At 42.5% G+C, this 19,718-nt stretch carries 14 protein-coding genes and 3 pseudogenes; 13 read left to right on the forward strand and 4 right to left on the reverse strand.

Annotated elements, in window-relative coordinates:
• Positions 1–72 precede the first annotated feature (72 nt).
• Positions 73–1,017, reverse strand: a complete 945-nt coding sequence (locus H6G03_RS32520) for a hypothetical protein (RefSeq protein ID WP_190474209.1) — start codon at positions 1,015–1,017, stop codon at positions 73–75.
• 293 nt (positions 1,018–1,310) lie between these two features.
• On the opposite strand from H6G03_RS32520, the gene H6G03_RS32525 reads away from it, so the two are divergent.
• The 12 genes and pseudogenes from H6G03_RS32525 (at position 1,311) to H6G03_RS32580 (ending at position 10,183) form a co-directional block, all read left to right on the forward strand.
• On the forward strand, positions 1,311–1,454 hold the full coding sequence (locus H6G03_RS32525) for a hypothetical protein (protein WP_190474210.1): 144 nt from the start codon (positions 1,311–1,313) through the stop codon (positions 1,452–1,454).
• 182 nt (positions 1,455–1,636) lie between these two features.
• Positions 1,637–2,404, forward strand: a complete 768-nt coding sequence (locus H6G03_RS32530; protein WP_190474211.1) for a ParA family protein — start codon at positions 1,637–1,639, stop codon at positions 2,402–2,404.
• Complete coding sequence (locus H6G03_RS32535) at positions 2,394–3,317, forward strand: ParB/RepB/Spo0J family partition protein (RefSeq protein ID WP_190474212.1); 924 nt, start codon at positions 2,394–2,396, stop codon at positions 3,315–3,317. Before H6G03_RS32530 ends, H6G03_RS32535 begins: the two co-directional genes overlap by 11 nt.
• A gap of 419 nt (positions 3,318–3,736) precedes the next feature.
• Positions 3,737–4,279 (forward strand): hypothetical protein, encoded by a 543-nt coding sequence (locus H6G03_RS32540; RefSeq protein WP_190474213.1) that lies wholly within the window; start codon positions 3,737–3,739, stop codon positions 4,277–4,279.
• Positions 4,276–5,349 (forward strand): ATP-binding response regulator, encoded by a 1,074-nt coding sequence (locus tag H6G03_RS32545; RefSeq protein WP_190474214.1) that lies wholly within the window; start codon positions 4,276–4,278, stop codon positions 5,347–5,349. The genes H6G03_RS32540 and H6G03_RS32545 overlap by 4 nt, the downstream gene beginning before the upstream one ends.
• A gap of 44 nt (positions 5,350–5,393) precedes the next feature.
• Entirely contained in the window at positions 5,394–6,128 is a 735-nt protein-coding gene (locus tag H6G03_RS32550) for a response regulator (protein WP_190474215.1), read from the forward strand.
• A gap of 136 nt (positions 6,129–6,264) precedes the next feature.
• A pseudogene (locus tag H6G03_RS39915) lies at positions 6,265–6,453 on the forward strand (DUF6932 family protein); the annotation flags it as partial.
• A gap of 128 nt (positions 6,454–6,581) precedes the next feature.
• On the forward strand, positions 6,582–6,914 hold the full coding sequence (locus H6G03_RS32560) for a XisI protein (protein WP_190474217.1): 333 nt from the start codon (positions 6,582–6,584) through the stop codon (positions 6,912–6,914).
• 91 nt (positions 6,915–7,005) lie between these two features.
• Positions 7,006–7,350 carry a hypothetical protein gene (locus tag H6G03_RS32565; RefSeq protein WP_190474218.1) on the forward strand — a complete coding sequence of 115 codons (345 nt, stop codon included), beginning with the start codon at positions 7,006–7,008 and terminating at the stop codon, positions 7,348–7,350.
• Positions 7,347–7,544: a hypothetical protein gene (locus tag H6G03_RS32570; protein ID WP_190474221.1), complete on the forward strand. Its 198-nt coding sequence runs from the start codon at positions 7,347–7,349 to the stop codon at positions 7,542–7,544. Before H6G03_RS32565 ends, H6G03_RS32570 begins: the two co-directional genes overlap by 4 nt.
• Positions 7,545–7,691: 147 nt before the next feature.
• Positions 7,692–8,654, forward strand: a complete 963-nt coding sequence (locus H6G03_RS32575) for a XamI family restriction endonuclease (RefSeq protein WP_190474223.1) — start codon at positions 7,692–7,694, stop codon at positions 8,652–8,654.
• On the forward strand, positions 8,651–10,183 hold the full coding sequence (locus H6G03_RS32580) for an Eco57I restriction-modification methylase domain-containing protein (RefSeq protein WP_190474225.1): 1,533 nt from the start codon (positions 8,651–8,653) through the stop codon (positions 10,181–10,183). Before H6G03_RS32575 ends, H6G03_RS32580 begins: the two co-directional genes overlap by 4 nt.
• Before the next feature lie 161 nt (positions 10,184–10,344).
• On the opposite strand, the gene H6G03_RS32585 is transcribed toward H6G03_RS32580, so the two are convergent.
• Together H6G03_RS32585 and H6G03_RS32590 are read right to left on the reverse strand one after the other, a co-directional pair.
• Positions 10,345–13,320, reverse strand: coding sequence for a DNA cytosine methyltransferase (locus H6G03_RS32585; protein WP_190474228.1), 2,976 nt, complete (start codon positions 13,318–13,320; stop codon positions 10,345–10,347).
• 148 nt (positions 13,321–13,468) lie between these two features.
• Complete coding sequence (locus H6G03_RS32590) at positions 13,469–14,131, reverse strand: DUF6753 family protein (protein ID WP_190474231.1); 663 nt, start codon at positions 14,129–14,131, stop codon at positions 13,469–13,471.
• A 112-nt stretch (positions 14,132–14,243) separates the two neighbouring features.
• On the opposite strand from H6G03_RS32590, the pseudogene H6G03_RS38430 reads away from it, so the two are divergent.
• Positions 14,244–14,735 (forward strand): annotated as a pseudogene (locus tag H6G03_RS38430) (PEP-utilizing enzyme); the annotation flags it as partial.
• A gap of 422 nt (positions 14,736–15,157) precedes the next feature.
• On the opposite strand, the pseudogene H6G03_RS32600 reads toward H6G03_RS38430, so the two are convergent.
• Positions 15,158–19,718: pseudogene (locus tag H6G03_RS32600) on the reverse strand (calcium-binding protein); the annotation flags it as partial.

The following is a 19,718-nucleotide window of genomic DNA, read 5'->3' on the forward strand; positions in this document are numbered from 1 at the left end:
TGTCAATTTTTACAATACATTTGTACTATCCGTGGGTAGCGATCGCACTCCTGCAAGTGCCTTAACAAAAGTTCATACAGTGTCGATTACTTTTGTCCGACTACTTAACAGAGTCTCCATTTCTAACCGATGCTGTTCTTCCAAGCTGGATAACTGTTGTTCTACTTGGAATTTAAAATTTGCACGCTCGTTTTCAATCTCGTCATTTGAATGCAAAATCGATAATTGTTCTCTCAAATGACTAGAAGCATTTATATCATCCAAGTTTGATTCCTCGCCTTTGCTATTCTCTTGTTTCGGCGTTTGAGTGTCTAAAGATTCTTCCTGTGTAAAAAGCAAGTCTGTATCAGACTGCTCAATTTTATCGATAGGATAGCTTTCATTATCTACCTGTACCCAATTATCAATTAAAACTTGATTTTCATATAAACCTTTTTGTTTTCGAGAAGCCAAACCTTTGTTATCTGAGATATGAACTTGACGTTCTCGATCTTTGTTTAAATCTATAAAATAGGCTGCATTAGTTTTGAGCAAGCTAATCTGAGCGTAAGCATATTTCTCTCCAGCTAAGGACACTGCAAAATCAAGTGCAGCAATACAACCGTGGTAGAAATCCTGAGTTTCATTTGGACAAACACAATCTTCTATATCAGAATCTAAGTTAGCTTCTGCGTCAATTTGTTTGAGTTTAGCGATGTAGCTCTTAGACAATCTACGGATGAACGAGTTACGATCGCTAATGGCTGGAGTAGAATTTGGATCTGCTTGAAAAGAATTGGTTTCTACGTCTATAAATTTGGCTATTTTAGCTTGTAATAGATTAAGCGATCGCACTCCGTCTTCTTCATCTATTAGCTTAACTGCTCGGTCGAATCCAACCAGCAGACCTTGGTAAAAATCTTGGCTTTCTCCTGCTATTGTTTGGTCGGTTGCTATTTTCTCAAAAAAGGCAAGTCCTATTTGTTTAAGTCTGGAAATATGGTCAGCGGAAAATCTCTGCATGATAGCTAAAGACATAAGCGTTCAGTTACTTTGATAAGGCGTATCTCAATAACCAAACCTATCACGCACTCATCTTGCTATCGGTACGTCTACCGGATTAACTCTCTTTAATCCGAACGATACAGAACAAAGCCGATGCAGTCATTCTATTCTTGTTACCAAAAGCGCCATCGCCTAATTACATCTGTTATTTGAACCTAACTGCTCAAAAAAGGACAAATTTACTTTGTTTTGATTAAAGTACCAAAATCTGCCTTAACCACCAGCTTGCTTCACTTATCCTATCCTCCACTAACTTTATACCAGCTTTGTCATGTTTTGGTGAAATAGCCCAGACAGCACTACAACTTGGGACACCACAAGAAACAGGCGCAAACGGTATTGCGGAAGACAATGCTGCTGCTTCTGCCAGAGAAAAACTATACTTTGACACAACTCTAAAAAATAAATGATCATCCTATAGATATATCGCGCAAATATGAGAGTATATCTATAGTTATTTTGAACGTTTAACGTACAGTGATTCACCCCCAAAGTGAAAACATCCTCAATCTTCATTCAAGCGCAAATCAATTTACAATCTCACCCGTAGCCTCCTTCACACGAGTCGAACGGTGTGCAATAGGAGAAAAAAATGTCCAATAATAAGGTAATCTCGCTATTCAATCAAGCGGGCGGAGTGGGTAAAACGACAATTACACTCAACCTGGGCTATCAACTTTCAAAACGTGGCAATAAAGTTCTTCTCATCGATATCGATCCCCAAGGTTCTCTCACACTCTTCATGGGGATTGACCCCGCTTCCTTAGAAAAAACAGTATTCGATGCCATCGTCAACGAAGAACCTCTATCTATCCTCAATAAAATTCACGGTATGGATTTGGCTCCTACCAACATTAATCTCAGTGCTGCCGAAATCCAACTGGTGAATATGGATTTTCGAGAAGTTCGCCTACTTGATGCGATCGCTCCCATTAAGGACAGCTACGACTTCATCCTCATCGACTGTCCTCCCAGTTTAGGACTATTGAGCTATATCAGTTTGGTAGCTGCTACTCATGTTTTAGTGCCGATCGAAACTCACTATAAAGCATTTGAAGGAACAAACCTCCTTTTACAAACCGTCGCTAGAGTCAGAAAAAAAGGAAATCGCACCTTACAAATAGCCGGATTCGTTCCTTCTCGTTACGCCGCGACTAACTCCCAGGACAAACGCACTCTCAAAGCAATTCAAGAGCAATTTGCTCCCGTCGCTCCGGTTTACAGCCCAATCCCGCGAATAACTGCTTTTGTAGATGCGTCAGAAAAACAAGTTCCGCTTGCTGTCTACGAACCCAGGAATGCTGTCATTAAAATATTAGACCAGTTAGCTGCAAAAATGGAGAAACTAAATGCCAAGTAAAAACGACCAACCATATAAAGGGAAAGCCAACTTGAACGTTTTGTTTGGAGATGATGAGACGGATGGATCTTCAGAGAAGCTATTAAATATTGATTCGATAAAACTTCCAGCTTCTCAACCCCGTCGATACTTCGACGATCGCGCAATGCAGTCTTTGGTTGAATCCATTAAAGCCGATGGCATTCTCCAACCTTTATTGGTTCGACCTCTGAATGATGGTAAATACGAACTAATCGCAGGCGAAAGGCGCTACAGAGCCGCTCGTGAAATCGGGTTGAAAGAAGTTCCCGTTACTATTCGGGAACTAACGGAACAACAAGCATTACACATAGCTTTGGTCGAAAACCTGCAAAGGGAAGACCTCAATCCGGTAGAAGAAACTGAAGGTATTCTGGAACTGCTTTCCCATCACCTCGAATACTCGACCGATGATGTTAGCAAGCTGCTTTACCGAATGCAAAATGACGTTCAACGAACGAATGATAACGTTATCCTTCAGCCAGAAGCCGAAACGGTGATAGAGGTATTCGAGCGGTTAGGGAAGATGGGATGGGAGTCGTTTGTCAGCAATCGGCTTTCTCTTTTGAAACTTCCAAAGGACATACTTGAGAAACTTCGAGAAGGAAAAATCGAGTACACGAAGGCGCGTGCGATCGCGAAAGTAAAAGACGAGTCAGCTAGAAAAGAATTGCTCGAAACTGCTATTGCCGAAAATCTTTCTTTAACTCAGATTAAAGAACGAATTGCCGCCCTCAAAACAGGTACATTGTCAGAAAAACCAGAGGAGGGTCTGAAAAACCAAATTAAAGAAGCTTTGACGAAAGCTAACAAATCAAAAGTTTGGAGCGACCCTAAAAAGCAGAAACGTCTCCAAAAAATCCTCACCGACCTAGAAGCTTTGTTAACAACTTAACTTAGAAGACAAATATTGTAACGCATCCATACGAGTTGGAAATACTAGGAAACTTAAGTCTTTGTGAAAAAATGCTCTATCACTTGATGGGGCATTTTTTCATCGATCTAGGTCACGGATTAGCTGTGATATCAAATCCGGGTTATTTACCCCCTTTATATTTTTCCTCTTCTCTTCCCTCTGCTCCCCTGCAGCTGATTATAATGTGGGTCGTTAACCCGGATTTAGTATGAGATCGTGCAAAAAAGCTATCACTTTAGAAATAGAAGCCATCTTAAAAATTCTAACTAGCGGCAGCAATGAATAAAAAATCATCTTTTCGGTAGAACTCACTCAATCTGAGCAGTTGATAATTTGGGTTTTTAGAGACGAAAAAAACAAACGGCAATTCGGATCAAATCCTGTAAAGGTTCATTACTATGTCGCCAGCTAACATTCTCTCAAACCATAAGCTACTTCCTAGAACAGCCCATTTAGTAACTCCAACTGACTATCTCACAGAATTCGAGCAAGTTCTAAACTCCCTCGTCCAAGTTTGGCATAATTATCAGCCGGACGATTCGCTAGCAGATAAAAGAAAACAAGACCTAGAGTGGCTGAAATCAAAGCTGCGCTATTATCGGCTCAACATTCACAACTCATCCAATAGTCAGAAGTTTTGGCAAGGCTTCATGGCAGGCAAAAATAGTCGAAGAATTTTATCAGATCGAACTTCCAAATCCCTCGGAAAAATTTTATTCGGAGCTTTAAAATCTCAACAAATCTACGACTTAGGCTCGGAAGTCGGATGGTGCTATGCTCGATTGAAAGACTACTTACAGCGAATTAAAAAACAGCGAAAGTTAGAAGAAGCGCAAAAGCATCACGATTATCAAAAAATTTCTAGCTTAATCCACCGAACAGATGATACGGACTCACTATTAAGTGTCGGCTGGGTGGGAGAAAGGAAATCCAGCAAATGAAAAATAAGCCTAGCAAAATTTTGGCAGTTGATGATGTAGCCGATAACTTATTTATGATCCAAACCATCCTTTCAGAAGAAGGCTACCACGTCAGTACGAGTGACAACGGACTAGATGCGATCGCAAGTATCGAAGCATCGCCACCAGATTTAATCCTTCTGGATGTGATGATGCCTCATGTTGACGGTTACGAAGTGACTTTCAGAATTCGCTCTAATACTCAACTGCCTTTTATTCCAATTCTGCTTGTTACGGCTGACGATTCAACGAATATAGCAGATGGGCTGGATTTGGGTGCTGATGATTTCGTCTGCAAACCAATTGAAGTGCAAGAATTATTGGCTCGCGTCCGCAGTCTTCTCAGGTTGAAACATAGCATCGATGCGATGCAGGAAATGACAAGGGCGAAAGAGGATTTTGTTTCGCGTCTTACCCACGATCTGCGAACGCCATTAGTAGCAGCCGATCGAATGTTGTCTCTACTCTACCGAGGGAAATTTGGGGAACTGCCAAGTCAGGCGGTAGAAGCAATAACGACAGTCAGCGATAGCAATGAAAATTTACTCGCATTAGTCAATACTCTATTGGAGGTACATCGATTTGAAGCTGGATGTAAGAGATTAGCGATCGCACCTTTCAACCTTAACAAGATGATTCGAGACGTGGTAAAAGAACTAGAACATCTGGCTGTTGAAAAAAATCTGTCTTTAATTTATGAAGATACAACTCCAATCAAAATTAAGGGAGACTGTATCGAACTCCGCCGAGTGATAACCAACTTAGTCGGAAATGCGATTAAGTTCACCGATATCGGTCAGGTAAAAATTGCTGTTCGTCAAGATACTGAATCCGTAAGCATTAGCGTAGAAGATACTGGGCCAGGTATTAGACCTTCAGAGCAAACTATGCTGTTTGAAAGATTTCGTACTGGAAATCATGCTGGGGCTGGCTGTGGTTTAGGATTGCATCTATCCCGTCGGATTGTGGAAGCTCACAAGGGTAGTATTCAGGTTAAATCAACAGTAAGTAAAGGTAGCGTGTTTACGGTTCACCTTCCTAATTCAATCTAACCACTTGTTTCGAGAGTATTCTCATCCTTTTTTAGGAGACAACTATGGACAACAAGATTAGTGTCGCTTTAATTGAAGACCATCATTTAACTAGATCTGGAATCAAAGCAGCTTTAAAGGATTGTGAAGATATCGAATTTGTTGGGGAAGCTGCTAACGGCTTACAAGGTATAACCCTGCTAGAAAAAACGCCGCCAGATGTAGCAATAGTCGATATAGGCTTACCGGGATTAGTCGATGGAATCGAATTAACCAAGAGGTTTAAAGAGTTTATCAAAGCTAAAACTTCAAACCTTGACAAACAGCCAAAAGTTCTGATTTTAACGATGCAGGATAATGAGGATTCCGTGCTGGCAGCTTTTGCAGCGGGAGCAGATTCTTACTGCATGAAAAATGTTATGTTTGAGAAACTGGTGGATGCAATTGTCGAAACTCACTCAGGCGCAAATTGGATCGATTCATCTATTGCCAGAATTGTTTTGACAAGAATAGATAATCCTTTTGAAGAAGCTGCCATTCCCGCTGGTGTTCCAACTATCTCAATTCATGCTTTAAATCCAGAAGACAAAGAGTTACTTACGGTTAATCCTTTGACTCAACGAGAGAGGGATGTAATCCAGTTAATTGTGGAAGGGTACAGTAACGAAGAAATTTGCGGGGAACTTCATATTTCACTGGGTACTGTGAAAACTCACGTCCGTAATATTTTAACCAAGTTATCTTGTGACGATCGCACTTCTGCTGCTGTTCGCGCCCTTCGTGCTGGTTTGGTTAACTAGAGTTGCGGTAATAACCCACGCTATGCGAATGCGCTTTGGCGCTAACGCGCACGCATAGCGATCGCAATTTTCCAACATGGGTTGCAATATGGTACGCTCAAGAGCCGGACATCGATCTATGTTAAGGTGTGAGGAAGTGATTCCAGAATTTGATGAAAACGGCAATCTGCCACCTGGAGTGCATTTTTGCGAATGGGAAGAGTTTGTAGAACGATTCGGAACCAACGATCTGAGGTTGCGCTTAATGCGTGGGCTGCGAATGGCAATGGAACAACTCAAAGCAGCTGGTTGTCGCACAATTTATATCAATGGTAGCTTTGTTACTTGGCGATCGCACTTTAGTGTAAGCATGGCTAATAAAAACTGTTTATTAGCATTGTTGCGGGTATGAATTTAACTACAACCGAATCAATACGAACTTTGCGACAGTCCGATTAGAGAGGAAATTGTACTATGGAAATAGAGAAATATAAAGAATTAATTAAATCAATTATCGAAAAACATAGTCAGTGCGATAGCGACGATTGCGAAGTGGAAACTCAAATTGCTTTCGATGTCGATCGCGATCGCTATCTGATGTTTCATGTCGGGTGGCGTGGAGAAAGACGAGTGTTTGGATGTGTTATTCACATTGAGATTAGAGAGGGAAAAATTTGGATTCAACGAGATGGAACTGAGGTGGGGATAGCGAATGAGTTAATTGAAGCTGGAGTGCCTAAGTCTGATATCGTGCTAGGATACAGGTCGCCTTATATGCGGAAGTTTACAGAATTGGCGGTGGGGTAGTAATGAAATTAGAGAGGCGATCGCGTTTCTTCTGGTAATTGCAGCTTTCTTGGGTATCATATAGTCTTGTCTTCTCTTTATCTGGGGCATAATGGCCAAATTACCAGAGCAAACTTTAACTACTATCTTTTACTTGCAGCGACGGTTGGTAGAACTGATTGATGAAGCCAAAGCTACAGAGTTCGGCATATTTGAACGGTTTGGGGAGAATGAGGCAACCCTACCAGAATTAGATCAGATGCAGAGTAGTGTCGAGAGACTAAGAATGCCTTATTCGCGTTTGCATACCTTGGCGCTGGGAATAGCTGAATACCAGCCGCTCGCTCCTGATGCTATGCTGAACTTATTGGCTCAAACCATTCAGCAAACTGAGGCATTAATCGGTGCTGTAGAGGCAAGCATTTCTGAAACTAAACAAAACTGGAATCTGCCATGAATGAACAAGCTCAAATACCAGACCCCCAGACGAGAGCGCGAAGTGTTGCTAGGTGGCGCGAAGTTAACCAACAAATCGATTTAGTCACACTCCAGCTTGATGAATTAATTGCGATGGTAGAAGCTGGTTTGCGAGAACAACGTTTGGCTAGACTTCAAGGTAAGGGTAAAGCAGCAGAAACTATTAATGAGTAAGAGAGGGGGAGAGCGATTCCCTACGGGATAGCTACGCTTCACGCTAAGAGTGCAAGCATCGCTCTCTCTGGTATGCTCTCCCAAAAGCGTCCTCCTTCCCCGTTCCTCTAAATTACTTAATCGAGTGTCGCGGTTGGAGGTCAAGGAGTGTCAGTAAATGCGGATAAACCACATTTGTGGAAGTCAGATATTGCCCAGTCGGTTGATTTCTACAACAATTGGTTTATGCAGTTCGCTCCTCAAGCTTACCGCGATACTCGTTTAGTTACCACTCAACAAGTCGAATCGGCATTACAACAGACAGCTAATCTCACCAATATTACACCTGGTATACTGCAACAGTATCCATCTGTTCTTCCTATTCTAAGGATGGCGACAGCACCACCCATTGCGCGTGACCGTCTGATCGGTTTAGCTGGGGTGTCGTCCAACTTAGTCAAGAATATGGAAGAAAAACAGCGAATTCCACCCAAAACAGAGCGGGCTATTCTGGATACAGAACTGAGAAAAATCAGTCAAATCATTGCCAGACTAGCAGACAAAGATATCTTCTCATGGTTGGACACGGGACGGCAACCAACTGATACAGAAATTCACCGAGCAGCGACAATTGTTGCAGACCGTTTGTGTGGTGCTATTTCTGATCCAATTATTCGCAACGCGCAAGAGCGCAGACAGTTGGCTATGATTAGGCAATGGCTGGAAGAGCGCGGCTACTCGTATATTGGGGGAGGAACCCGATTAAGTTTTGAGAGAATGCAGCCTGGTACTTTTTCCTTTCGACTCAACATTCCCATAGTTTTACAGGGAGGTACTAAACAAATTAATATCCCAATTGATGTTGTAATTAAACCTCTTCAGTCGAGTTCAGATGAGCTACCGCTTTTGATTGAAGCGAAATCCGCCGGAGACTATACCAATCCCAATAAGCGAAGGAAAGAAGAAGCAGTTAAGATGGCTCAATTACGCAATAACTACGGTGAGAATATCCGTTTCATTCTGTTTCTTTGCGGTTATTTCGATAGCGGTTATTTGGGTTATGAAGCTGCTGAAGGGATTGACTGGGTATGGGAACATCGAATAGAAGACTTAGCAGTGTTTGGGATATGAATTTAACTACCACAGAATCAATACGAACTTTGCGACAGTTACAACTGGATAGTGCAAAAACCCAAACAGAGAGAAATAAGTTGGGTCAGTTTGCCACGCCTACAGCATTAGCAGCAGATATTTTGAAATATGCTAAAACGTTATTACCAACAGATCAAAAAATTCGTTTTCTTGACCCGGCTTTGGGGACGGGAGCGTTCTACTCTGCATTATTGCAGCAATTTTCTTTATCGCAAATTGTAGAAGCGATCGCATACGAAATTGACCCTCATTATGGAGATGAAGCGATCGAACTTTGGCGCGATACTCCACTTCAACTAAATATTGCAGATTTTACCAAGGCTGTACCACCCAATTCTGACAATACTAAAGCTAATTTGCTTATTTGCAATCCTCCTTATGTCCGACATCATCATTTGAGCCGAGTTGAAAAGCTGCGGTTGCAACGGGTAACAGAACAGACAGCCGGAATAAAACTCAGTCAGTTGGCTAGTCTTTACTGTCATTTCTTATGTATTTCAGATGCTTGGATGGCGACTGATGGGTTGGCTGGGTGGCTGATTCCTACTGGATTAATGGATGTAAATTACGGACAGCCAATTAAGGATTATCTGCTCAACCGCGTCACTTTGCTGCGAATTCATTGTTTCGATCCGGTGGACGTACAATTTGAGGATGCGTTGGTATCGTCCGCAGTGGTTTGGTTTAAGAAAGCTTTACCACCTGCTAACCATGCTGTTGAGTTCACCTACGGGGGAAGTCTGACAGAACCTAAGATGTCTGTGATGATGTCGTTGGAGTCGTTACGCGGTACAGCTAAGTGGACTAAGTTTGGGTTGGTGTCTGGTAGAGTGAGTTCTCAAGAACAGCCTTTGAAGCTGAAGGATTTATTCACTATAAAACGGGGGTTGGCGACGGGAGCGAATGATTTTTTTGTGTTGACACCGGAGCAAATTTCTGCATATCAATTGCCGAGCGAGTTTTTACAGCCAGTTTTGCCTTCTCCCCGGCTGTTATCCGTGGATGAAATTGAAGCAGATGGCTTGGGAAATCCGATTCTCGTTCACCAGCTTTTTCTGCTATCGTGCGATTTACCCCCAGATGTGGTGAAAGCTAAGTATCCTTCGCTTTGGGAATATTTGCAGATGGGGGTAGGGCAGGGGATTTGCGATCGCTATCTCTGCAAGCATCGCTCTCCCTGGTATGCTCAGGAAAAGCGTCCTCCTTCTCCGTTCCTCTGTACTTATATGGGTCGTCAGGATACTGGTAGAGGTAGACCTTTTCGATTTATCCTCAATCATTCAAGGGCGACAGCTACCAATGTTTACTTGATGTTGTATCCTAAGCCTGCTCTTGCCAAAGTGCTTTTAGAGAAGCCAAAATTGCTGAAAGAGGTGTGGTCGGCGCTCGATCGTATTTCTGATGAAGCACTGATGGGTGAGGGGCGCGTGTATGGGGGTGGATTGTATAAGCTAGAACCGAGGGAATTGGGTAATGCTTTAGTAAAGAAAACTTGTGAACTTTTATAGAATGACTTCCTAAAAAACTCATTATTTAACCGCTAAGAATAGCGGAAGATCACCTTTGCATCACCAGCCAAATTTCTCTTTCGTCCCTTGCACTATATTGTGCAAAAGACTGGTAAGCCAAAATCTTAAGTGCCAAGCAAGAGTTTGTCAGTAATTATTTTTTAACAAAGCATTGCTAAACGCTCATCACAAAGCCAATTAATATCTTCCATTATCACCTTTGGGTTAGACCAATCATTACGAAAACCTGGAGCAAGTTGAGAAGCTTCAGCCACTAAATTAGTCAACTTTATGCCATAAAAAGGCCCATACCCAGGAATAATGATTGAACCTACTAATTCTCCTTTGCGTTCCGCTGGTTTTCCATGTTGAGCAATTACATCAAGAAGAAAATACCTCCTAACTAGAGAACGCCTATTTTCTTGGAGCGAGAGGTTACCATTAACTTCAAAAATTAAATTTCGCTCTAAAGAAGTTTGCAAACATCTATTTATCTCTAAATCAGAGTATCCTGAATGCTGGAGAATCTGCTTGGTATTGTCTCTATCCCCATCTGACCGTGCAATAGCTTGCTCTAATGATAAAGGTACTAAAAAGCCTATCTCCTGTAATTCTCTCCGCAGTCGAACCGCTGCGCTTCTTACTTGGAAAAATGAGGTTGTTGTAGGCTTTGACAATAACTTTTTCAAATCACCGTTGAGGGAAGAAAAATAACCTGCTCCATCTACATATTCAATAAAACGGGCATCTGGTATAAATCCAAGAACATAATTTCGGGAAGTTTCTGTTTGATCTATATTTTTGTGAGAAACACTACCAGAATCACCCGCATAAAACTGACACTGTATAAATATCCTGGGTTTCCAACCTGATGTTTTAAATGGTAATACAAAATCATAGGCGCGAGTTTTCTTAACTTCACCTACCTCTTCTTGCTTTTCATCAGTAGTGTTTAGTAGTTCTTGTTCTGCCTCAAGCTGCTCAGTTTCTTTAATTGCAATTTTTGTTGCTTCAGGCTCAACGACTACATCTGTCATGTTAAAGTCAATGCCTGCTTGAAGTCCCCACTCTGTAAATCTCTCCCTTAACAAGATCTCTGGTTTGTGTCCACCTGAAGCTGAAACTGAGCCTCTAACTTGAAAAATAATAAGAGGAGCAAGTAAATCACGCTCCTTCTGAAACTGCTTCAACATTATATAGCTATGGCCAATGCTCCATAGCTGAGATACGCAAGACTCATCTTTCAAAACGAACTTAACAAACTCCTGTAAAAGTTCTTGTTGCCGATCTCTATTAACTGATAAATCAGCAACATTTTTCATATAAGCTTCTGCTTTCAATACTCTAGGAATCTTCTTATAATAAACTAAACTTTTTCCTTGACTTCTTCTTATAGCTGGTAGCGATTCCCAACCAGCCTCATCTCTTAAATAAATCGGTAATTGACATTTGCTATTATTATCTGACTTTCCAGTTACCAGAAACAAAACTGTAGCGAGTGCTTCAAGATATTTCTTTGCTTCTGGCTCATTTTTATTTTGAATAAGCTTAATAAATGTATTAGCTATGGCAGTAGCTTTACATGAGTCTATGTGATTAAAATTGCTTGTCGCTGCTGCTAATGATTCAAAAATTTCCACTACGCTATCCATTACTCGCTGAAAACGTTCACTATCTTGGATTTCTCCTAAAGATGGAGTAATCCAGATATCAAATTCTTTCAGTTGGGTTTGTAAATCTAGCGCGATTGTAGGTACTTTCATGGCCGAATACATTAAAGGTTGAGACAGGGAAATCGATTGGTCTTTCTGAAAAATAGAAAGATGCTTTTGAGAACTACAAATATAATCCAATGTAGCTTTAGCAAATAGTTTTGATATCGGAGGAGGTACAGCATTACCAACTAGGCGATATCCACTGACGAGATCTAGCTGAGAACCATCATCAGTAAAAATAAAATTGTCTGGAAAACCCTGGAGACGGGCACACTCTCGTAATGAAAATGGTCTATTTTTGAGGGGGTGCAGGAAATAACGCGGATTATAAAAGTTAGTAAGAATAGTGGGTGACGGTTCATTCCAAAACGGTCTTTTAAATAAACCTGAACAGAACATTGCTCCTTTTAAATCATACTTGTTGTCTTTTTGCTTCAAATAACCTTTAGAAATTAGGGACTTTAATTCTAATTCAATATCAGTAATTTGCGAAAGCGTTTCAATTTCTTTAGCGGGTATAGGATTTCCATTAGGTATATTCCCGTACTTTTTATGACGGCGATGCTTTCCTATATTTTCAAGAATAATACGCTCTCTTTCAGTAACTTCTCCAAAAAATTCTGGTATTTCCCAAGTATATACAGATGTAGAAGCGTGCCTAACATTACAAAGCTTTTGTCCTTGCTTTATACTTTTAAATATAAATTTATAGGTTTCCGGCCAGTTATTAACAACTTTATGATCTGGGATTTCACGATCAAGCTCAAGTAAATCTGAAATGACATCTTTAATTGTCAAAACTGGTTTTAAATTATTAGAACTAATTTCGTTAAAATTTAACCCATGTAATAACTTGTATTCTCCATTCCTTGCTTTAATCTCATAAGTAGGAGATGGAAAATGAAATGTATTCTCTGCTTCTTCTGGAACACCAATGAAGAAAGTTCTTCTTCTGTGCTGTGCAACTCCAAACCATACAGCATCTAGAGTACGATATTCGACTCTATACCCAATCTGTTTAAAGTCTTCTATAATACGTTTTAGGTAATTCCCTTTAAAATTTTGATTAATTCCATCTACATTTTCTGCAATAAAAATTGCAGGTCGCAATTTATTAACTGCTTCCCACATCTGAGTATACAGTGTATTTCTTTTGTCATTCTCATTTTTGGGCCCCGCTTTAGAGAAACCTTGACATGGAAAACCACCTAAAACTACATCGCAGTGTCCTAACTGCTTAATATCTTTATGGAAATCGCTAGATGTAACATCTTGCAGGAATACATTTTGATCTACATTTCTTGAGTAACAATCAACCGCAGCAGGATCAATATCGCAAGCATATATTAGCTCAAATCCAAGCTCCTTAAAGCCAATATCTAAGCCTCCACAACCGCTAAATAGACTTACAACACTAAGCATCGCTTGACCAATAATCCTTTAATTATCCTAAATCAATCGTAATCAGTTTAAATTCGTTCAGTTTATTTCGCAATTTAAAGCGATGCAAAGCAGGAAAATTATTGGCAGCGAATATTTGTTCTGTATCTATTATGTAAATAACTGACGTTCAATCTTTAAAAGTTCGCTTTTCCACAGGTTCTACCCAAACGGTACAGAATCCTGAAGTCGCTGGCCTTCCGGTTACTTCCAGAGTTACCCCCAATCGCTTGACATCCTTCTTACATTCTAGACCAGTAAGACTATCCGAATTCCACTTGATCAAATTCCGAGCAAACTTCCCCTCAGCGCTAGTCGCCCACCGCAAAGCCTCCGCCTGCTCCTGAGTCAAATGAACCGCTTCCCCCGGCGCAAACCCTCCTTGCGACCAAAGCATACCCATCCATCCCATCAAAGCACCGACACCCAACGTCGTCAATAGCACACCCGCCGCCGCCACCAAAGAACGTGCAGATGTCGCCACCTTCGTCAATTCTGTCTGACGCACCAGAGAATGAACAGCAGAGGCAATCTGCCCCTCTTGCTTCTCCACCGCCACCCGTTCGTAATTCGCCAGCGTCTTATTAATCCGCCCCATCCAGTGAGTAAACGCTAACTCAAAATCCTCCGGTTTCGGACTTTCTCGAATCAGCACTTCCAATCGCCCCGTAGCCAGTAAAATCAGAAATATCGGGTCAGTTGGCTCAATTTTACCCTTAAAAGCCAACTCCAACACCTTGCGCCGATATTCCTCAGATTGACCCTCCAGAGTAATATCTAAGTAGTCGGATATAAATAATGTTAACTGTCTTAAGTTTTATGAATACCCTCAATCAGCCTGCTGGCAATGATCGCGTAACTTTTACAAAAATTAACACAGTATTGATTACTTTTGTCCGACTACTTACTATCTCACTTTTGAAGAATGTAGCGAAGTCGTAAGTACAAATAAATTGGATTATCAAATTATCCACAAACGAAAAGACGAGTACAAATTTTATGAAAAACTAACTCCCCCACGTGTGATTACGTCTGACGGTGAAATTATTTTAGGTAAGTACAAACGAGAAAATCTCCCAGCCGCAGCTATTGTCGGTCTACCTGTTTCTTCCGGAATTATAGAGGGACGAGCGCGTGTCATCTTAAACATGGAAGACGCCGTACTCGAAGATGGAGATATATTAGTCACCTCCTTTACTGACCCTAGCTGGACACCCTTGTTTGTATCTATTAAAGGTCTGGTCACCGAAGTAGGTGGACTGATGACCCACGGAGCAGTTATTGCACGTGAATATGGCTTACCAGCAGTGGTCGGAGTGGATAATGCTACCAAACTGATCGAAGATGGGCAACGCATTCGTTTGCATGGAACAGAAGGATATGTAGAAATTTTATAACGGGGAAGATGATGTAATCCCATCCACAAATAGAAGCGATCGCATCTGGCGATCTGTTCTTAAATCCCACATTCCGCACCCACAACTATTTTTTGAATCTCTATCTCGTTATTCATTAACATCACCACAGAGTTCTCCACAACTTGAACCACATAAGGCAATTTTCCCATTTATCCTGTGGTGGTAAATTAATTTTTTTTACTATGAATGTTGTTTTCTTTCCTCCCCAACCCGCTTCCCCAGCTTAATGCTATTAATTATCATTAAGTCTCTTTTCTCTGTTTCCAATTTAGTTCATTTTTACTACTAAATCCCCTTTTGATTGATGTGTGACAGTTGCGGGTGCGGAATGTGGGTTATATCTGGGCTTTTTTAAGAAAAGTACTACTGACGGGATAGCGCCCCTTCAGGACTATTCACGTTCAACCCACAGTAAACGCAGAATTCGTAATCGAACTAGCTGACACATCAGATAGAATTGCCAGCAATTCTTGATTGGCGGCAATGCGAACCAAAGTATTTTGTGCATTGATGCCAGTACCTTGTGCGATCGCTAACTGCTCAAACTTCAAACCACCAAATAATCCCAGTCGGTCTTGACCTGCTTGGAAGTCAACGATCGCGTCTACTCCAGTAGCAGCATCCAGAACAAACACATCCTCACCAGCACCACCAATCAAAGTGTCATTACCAAGGTCGCCGACAAGCAAGTCATTTCCTACGTCACCGGAGATCAGGTCATCATCCTTGCCACCGTGGATAACATCGTTGCCTTTGCCACCATACACAGCGTCCCGACCCTGGTTGCCATTTAAGAAATCATCACCTTCGTTGCCATAGAGTTGGTCATTACCGCCAGCACCCATCAGGGTATCATTACCAGCATTACCAAAAATAATGTTGGCTCCCGCATTGCCTTCGATTCTATCTGCTGAGTCAGAACCAACAATAGTTGCACCAACCCTACCTTCAGCCATGCCAAACTTCATAAAGTGTTCAAAGCCACTCTTGAATAAGCCTTGAGTAACGGCTGCTGCTACATCTGAGTTTTGACCCAGATAATAGCTATTGTTGAATAACAAACTAGGATTGCGACTTTCTTTCATTCCGAAGTTAACGAAGTGTTCAAAGCTATTGCGGAATAAGCCTTGTTGAACCGCTTGGGCGACATCCGGGTTATTAGCAGAATAGAAAGTTGGATCGAAGGTTTCGACGACAACACTATAGCGAGGCTGTGGGTCGCGACCTTCCAGCATCCCGAAATGAATCAGGTGTTCCAGCCCATTTTTGAATGAGCTTTGTTTAACTGCTTGTGCAACATCTGGGTTTTCTGCCAGATAAAACATATCAAAACCAGCTAACCGAGAACTGGGGTCGCGATCTTCAGCCATTCCATACTTGATGAAGTGTTCAAAGCCGCCTTTGAAGAAGCCTTGAGTAACTGCTGTTGCTACATCTTGATTTTTGGTCAGGTAGTCAGAAGCAAATACTGCATTGGGAGCGCGTCCTTCAGCAAAACCGAATTTACTAAAGTGTTCAAAGGCTGTACCGAATGCTCCACTTTGTACGGCGGCGGCTACATCAAGATTTCGGCCTAGATAAAAATTGGGGTCGAAAAAGATGCCATTAAACTCAGGTAAGCGGGTGATGGGTGGGAGTGAAGTGTCGCTACCACCATCATTATTAGGTGTAGTAGGTGAAGGATTAACACTGCCATCATTATTAGGTGTAGTAGGTGAAGGATTAACACTGCCATCATTATTAGGTGTAGTAGGTGAGGGATTAACACTACCATCAGCAGGGAGAGGGCTGGGGTTAGAAGAATCACCACCGTCAGTGCCGGGATTAGAGAAATCGATCGCTTTCACTTCTGGACGAACGGTGGGGTCATTCACCTGCACCTTCTCCATCCGAGAAAGAATCGCCTCTTTGGTGTTGTTAGCGAGGAACTCTTCAACCGATACAGTACCCGCAGCCAGTTCCGACAGTCCTACTGCCACTTGACCAACAGACACCGCCTGCAATTTGGTAATGTCGGTAGCGATATCTTTGATTGGACGACCGCTAGCGACGAGATCCCCAACCATTTGGTTGCCTAAAGCCATGATTTGAGCAGCAGCAGCAGCACTAGCAGCCAATTCTGTGGGGTTAATTTGAGGGTCAGACTGTGCTGCTTTAGTAATTGCACCTTGGAGAATCGCTTGGATGGTTTCGGCTTTACCTAAATCTACTGGAGTGTTGCTCTTGGTTTGATTGGCGATCGCACTAATCCCACTAAATGCCAGTTGTGCAACTTCTTTTTCGGAAACCCCATCGAGGAATTTCGCCATCTGGACGATCGTGTTTTGCACCACGATCATCGAGCCAAACACCGATATGCCTTGAGCATCACCTTTGGCGATCGCTTCGAGAGGATCGTAGCTACCCAAATCAACTCCTGAAGGCAAACCTAACGCCGCTTTCACCCCAGCTTCTGCCGTTGCTGGGTCAGTTCCTTGCTGCACCATCTCAGCGATAATCGTCGTTAACGGCGTGACAACCGTTGAATTAAGGGTAGAAGTCAGTGGTGTCGCCATCGGCAAGCCAGTAGCAGCATCCACCCCACCGATGATGTCCATCCCTCCCATCTGGACAAACTGGCCTTCGGTGTAGTCGAGTTCACCATTTTGGTTGGTATCAAACTTCTCAACATCCACGTTCAGGTCGAAGCTGCCATCTGCCAGGGTAATCGTAAAGGGTTCATTCTCATCCAATGCCCCGTTTAAGTTGGCATCGAAGAAGATCTTCCCGTTAGCAATGTAACCGTCGATGACGCGACTGCTGTAGTATTTCCTTACACTTTCTGCGGTAAGCGTTGTGCTTACAACACCTGTAGCTCCGAAAACTCCCAGCCAATTGTTATCCGAACCAGTGGTTTTATTGACAGTAATGCTTTGTAATGCTTTAACTGGGTTGGGTTTGAAGCCAAACCCGAATATAGCAACATCGTTGATATCAGTAAATGCTGTTCCCTTTGTATTGACGTTGTAATCCATTCCGTCAATCAGATAGTAACGGTCAAATGATTCATTGGGAATTTCCTCAAGCCAGTCGGGAACAGTGGCAGTTTTTCTTTCCGTGATGCCATCGGTATATTTAAATGTCACCTCCATCTCTGCATTGCCTCTTGTACTAGTAGCAAACAGGTGAATTGCTGAATATTGCTTAGATGTGAGGTTGAAGGTAAAGGATGTGTTGTTAGTGGTGAGGACTTTGGCGTTGTTGTCAAAGTTATCATTTTTGTAGCCTAGCTGAACGTCTGGATGGTAGGCATTAGCTGAGAAAAAGCCGTTGTCGGGCAAACCATTGGGATTCCAAGAAGCTTTAAACTGTGCAAAAGACTGAGTGACAAGGGTTTCATTCAAGGTACTCAGTCCCGTTTGTGACGAGTCTACGTTGAAGAAGCCTTTGTTGATAATCACATCACGATCGAAGACTGAACTCAGGTCGAAATTGTCAACTTGAGGAGCGGACTTAAACTCAAAATTCTCAACTCCGATCGCAATTTTTACATCACCATTGGGTGCAAGAATTCGCCATCCGGTCGCTGTCTCGGTAAAGTTATAGAGGTCTTTTGTACCGGACAAAACCAAGGTATCGGTACCTTCTCTTCCGTTAATGGTATCGCTTCCCTCTTCCATCTCGAAGTAATCATCGCCAGCGCCGCCGAAGAGAGAGTCATTCCCAGCACCACCATTCAGAGTGTCATTGCTGTCATCCCCATAGAGAAGGTCATTGCCGTCTCCACCTTGGATACTGTCATTACCCTGTTGACCGTAGAGAGTGTCGTTGCCAGTTCCGCCTTCTAGGGTATCATTGCCCTCCCATCCGTGCAGTTCGTCATTGCCTTCTTCACCCCTGAGAAGATCGTTGCCACTCTCACCGTAGAGGCTATCATTCCCAGATTGACCAGACAGAGTATTATTTCCAGTATTACCAACCAGTACATCGTTACTACCTGAGCCAATGACATTTTCAATCGAGGTTAACCGATCTGTATTGCCAGAAAATCGGGCATTGCCATTGATTAAATTGACATCAACAGGATTACTAGAAAATCTGTAATCAGCAGTATCAGTTCCGTCACCTCCATCAAGGACGTTGCTGCCATTTCCACCAGAGAGAGTATCGTTATCTCCTTCACCGTAGAGAGAGTCGTTACCATCTCCACCATCTAAAACATCGTTACCAGTCCCACTAACGAGAGAGTCGTTTCCAGCTTCTCCTCTCAGGATGTCATCACCCGTACTACCAAAGAGGCTATCTTCACCGTCACCACCATTGAGGTTATCATTACCCCAATAACCTTCAAGGTAATCATTGCCACCTCGACCAAAGAGAACATCATTACCGTCTTCGCCGTTCAGAGAATCGTTGCCATCACCACCATCGAGGTTATCATTACCTAGACCGCCTTTGAGGTTGTCATTGCCATTACCACCATCAAGGTAATCGTTGTCATTACCACCATCGAGGTAATCATTGCCTAGACCGCCGAAGAGATAATCCTTGCCGAAGTCGCCTTGAAGTGTGTCATTGTCGTCGCTACCGTCATAGCTTTGCCCCTGTTTTCCGTTATCTTCGCCATAGAGAACATCGTCCCCATATCCGCCTCGGAGCAAATCACCATGTTGCTGACCGTAGAGGATGTCATTGCCACCACCGCCGTCAAGGGTATCCCGACCCATATAGCCGTGGATCTCGTCATTGCCATCGTCACCATAAAGCAAATCATTGCCTGTGAAACCATTGAGACGGTCATCACCCAACCCACCATCTAGATTGTCATCGTCAGGTCCACCATCAAGAACATCGCTACCGTTATTACCCTGTATACTAAGTAGTCGGACAAAAGTAATCGACACTGTATGAACTTTTGTTAAGGCACTTGCAGGAGTGCGATCGCTACCCCAGGATAGTACAAATGTATTGTAAGACTTGACA

Source organism: Aerosakkonema funiforme FACHB-1375 (assembly GCF_014696265.1).
In the GTDB taxonomy this organism is placed as follows: domain Bacteria; phylum Cyanobacteriota; class Cyanobacteriia; order Cyanobacteriales; family Aerosakkonemataceae; genus Aerosakkonema; species Aerosakkonema funiforme_A.

Excerpts from the sequence above, each read along its gene's own strand:
- H6G03_RS32520 (WP_190474209.1), bottom strand. The coding sequence starts at position 1,017 with ATGTCTTTAGCTATCATGCAGAGATTTTCCGCTGACCATATTTCCAGA.
- H6G03_RS32530 (WP_190474211.1), top strand. The coding sequence starts at position 1,637 with ATGTCCAATAATAAGGTAATCTCGCTATTCAATCAAGCGGGCGGAGTG.
- H6G03_RS32550 (WP_190474215.1), top strand. The coding sequence starts at position 5,394 with ATGGACAACAAGATTAGTGTCGCTTTAATTGAAGACCATCATTTAACT.
- H6G03_RS32545 (WP_190474214.1), top strand. The coding sequence starts at position 4,276 with ATGAAAAATAAGCCTAGCAAAATTTTGGCAGTTGATGATGTAGCCGAT.
- H6G03_RS32535 (WP_190474212.1), top strand. The coding sequence starts at position 2,394 with ATGCCAAGTAAAAACGACCAACCATATAAAGGGAAAGCCAACTTGAAC.
- H6G03_RS32580 (WP_190474225.1), top strand. The coding sequence starts at position 8,651 with ATGAATTTAACTACCACAGAATCAATACGAACTTTGCGACAGTTACAA.
- H6G03_RS32570 (WP_190474221.1), top strand. The coding sequence starts at position 7,347 with ATGAATGAACAAGCTCAAATACCAGACCCCCAGACGAGAGCGCGAAGT.
- H6G03_RS32565 (WP_190474218.1), top strand. The coding sequence starts at position 7,006 with ATGGCCAAATTACCAGAGCAAACTTTAACTACTATCTTTTACTTGCAG.
- H6G03_RS32540 (WP_190474213.1), top strand. The coding sequence starts at position 3,737 with ATGTCGCCAGCTAACATTCTCTCAAACCATAAGCTACTTCCTAGAACA.
- H6G03_RS32560 (WP_190474217.1), top strand. The coding sequence starts at position 6,582 with ATGGAAATAGAGAAATATAAAGAATTAATTAAATCAATTATCGAAAAA.
- H6G03_RS32585 (WP_190474228.1), bottom strand. The coding sequence starts at position 13,320 with ATGCTTAGTGTTGTAAGTCTATTTAGCGGTTGTGGAGGCTTAGATATT.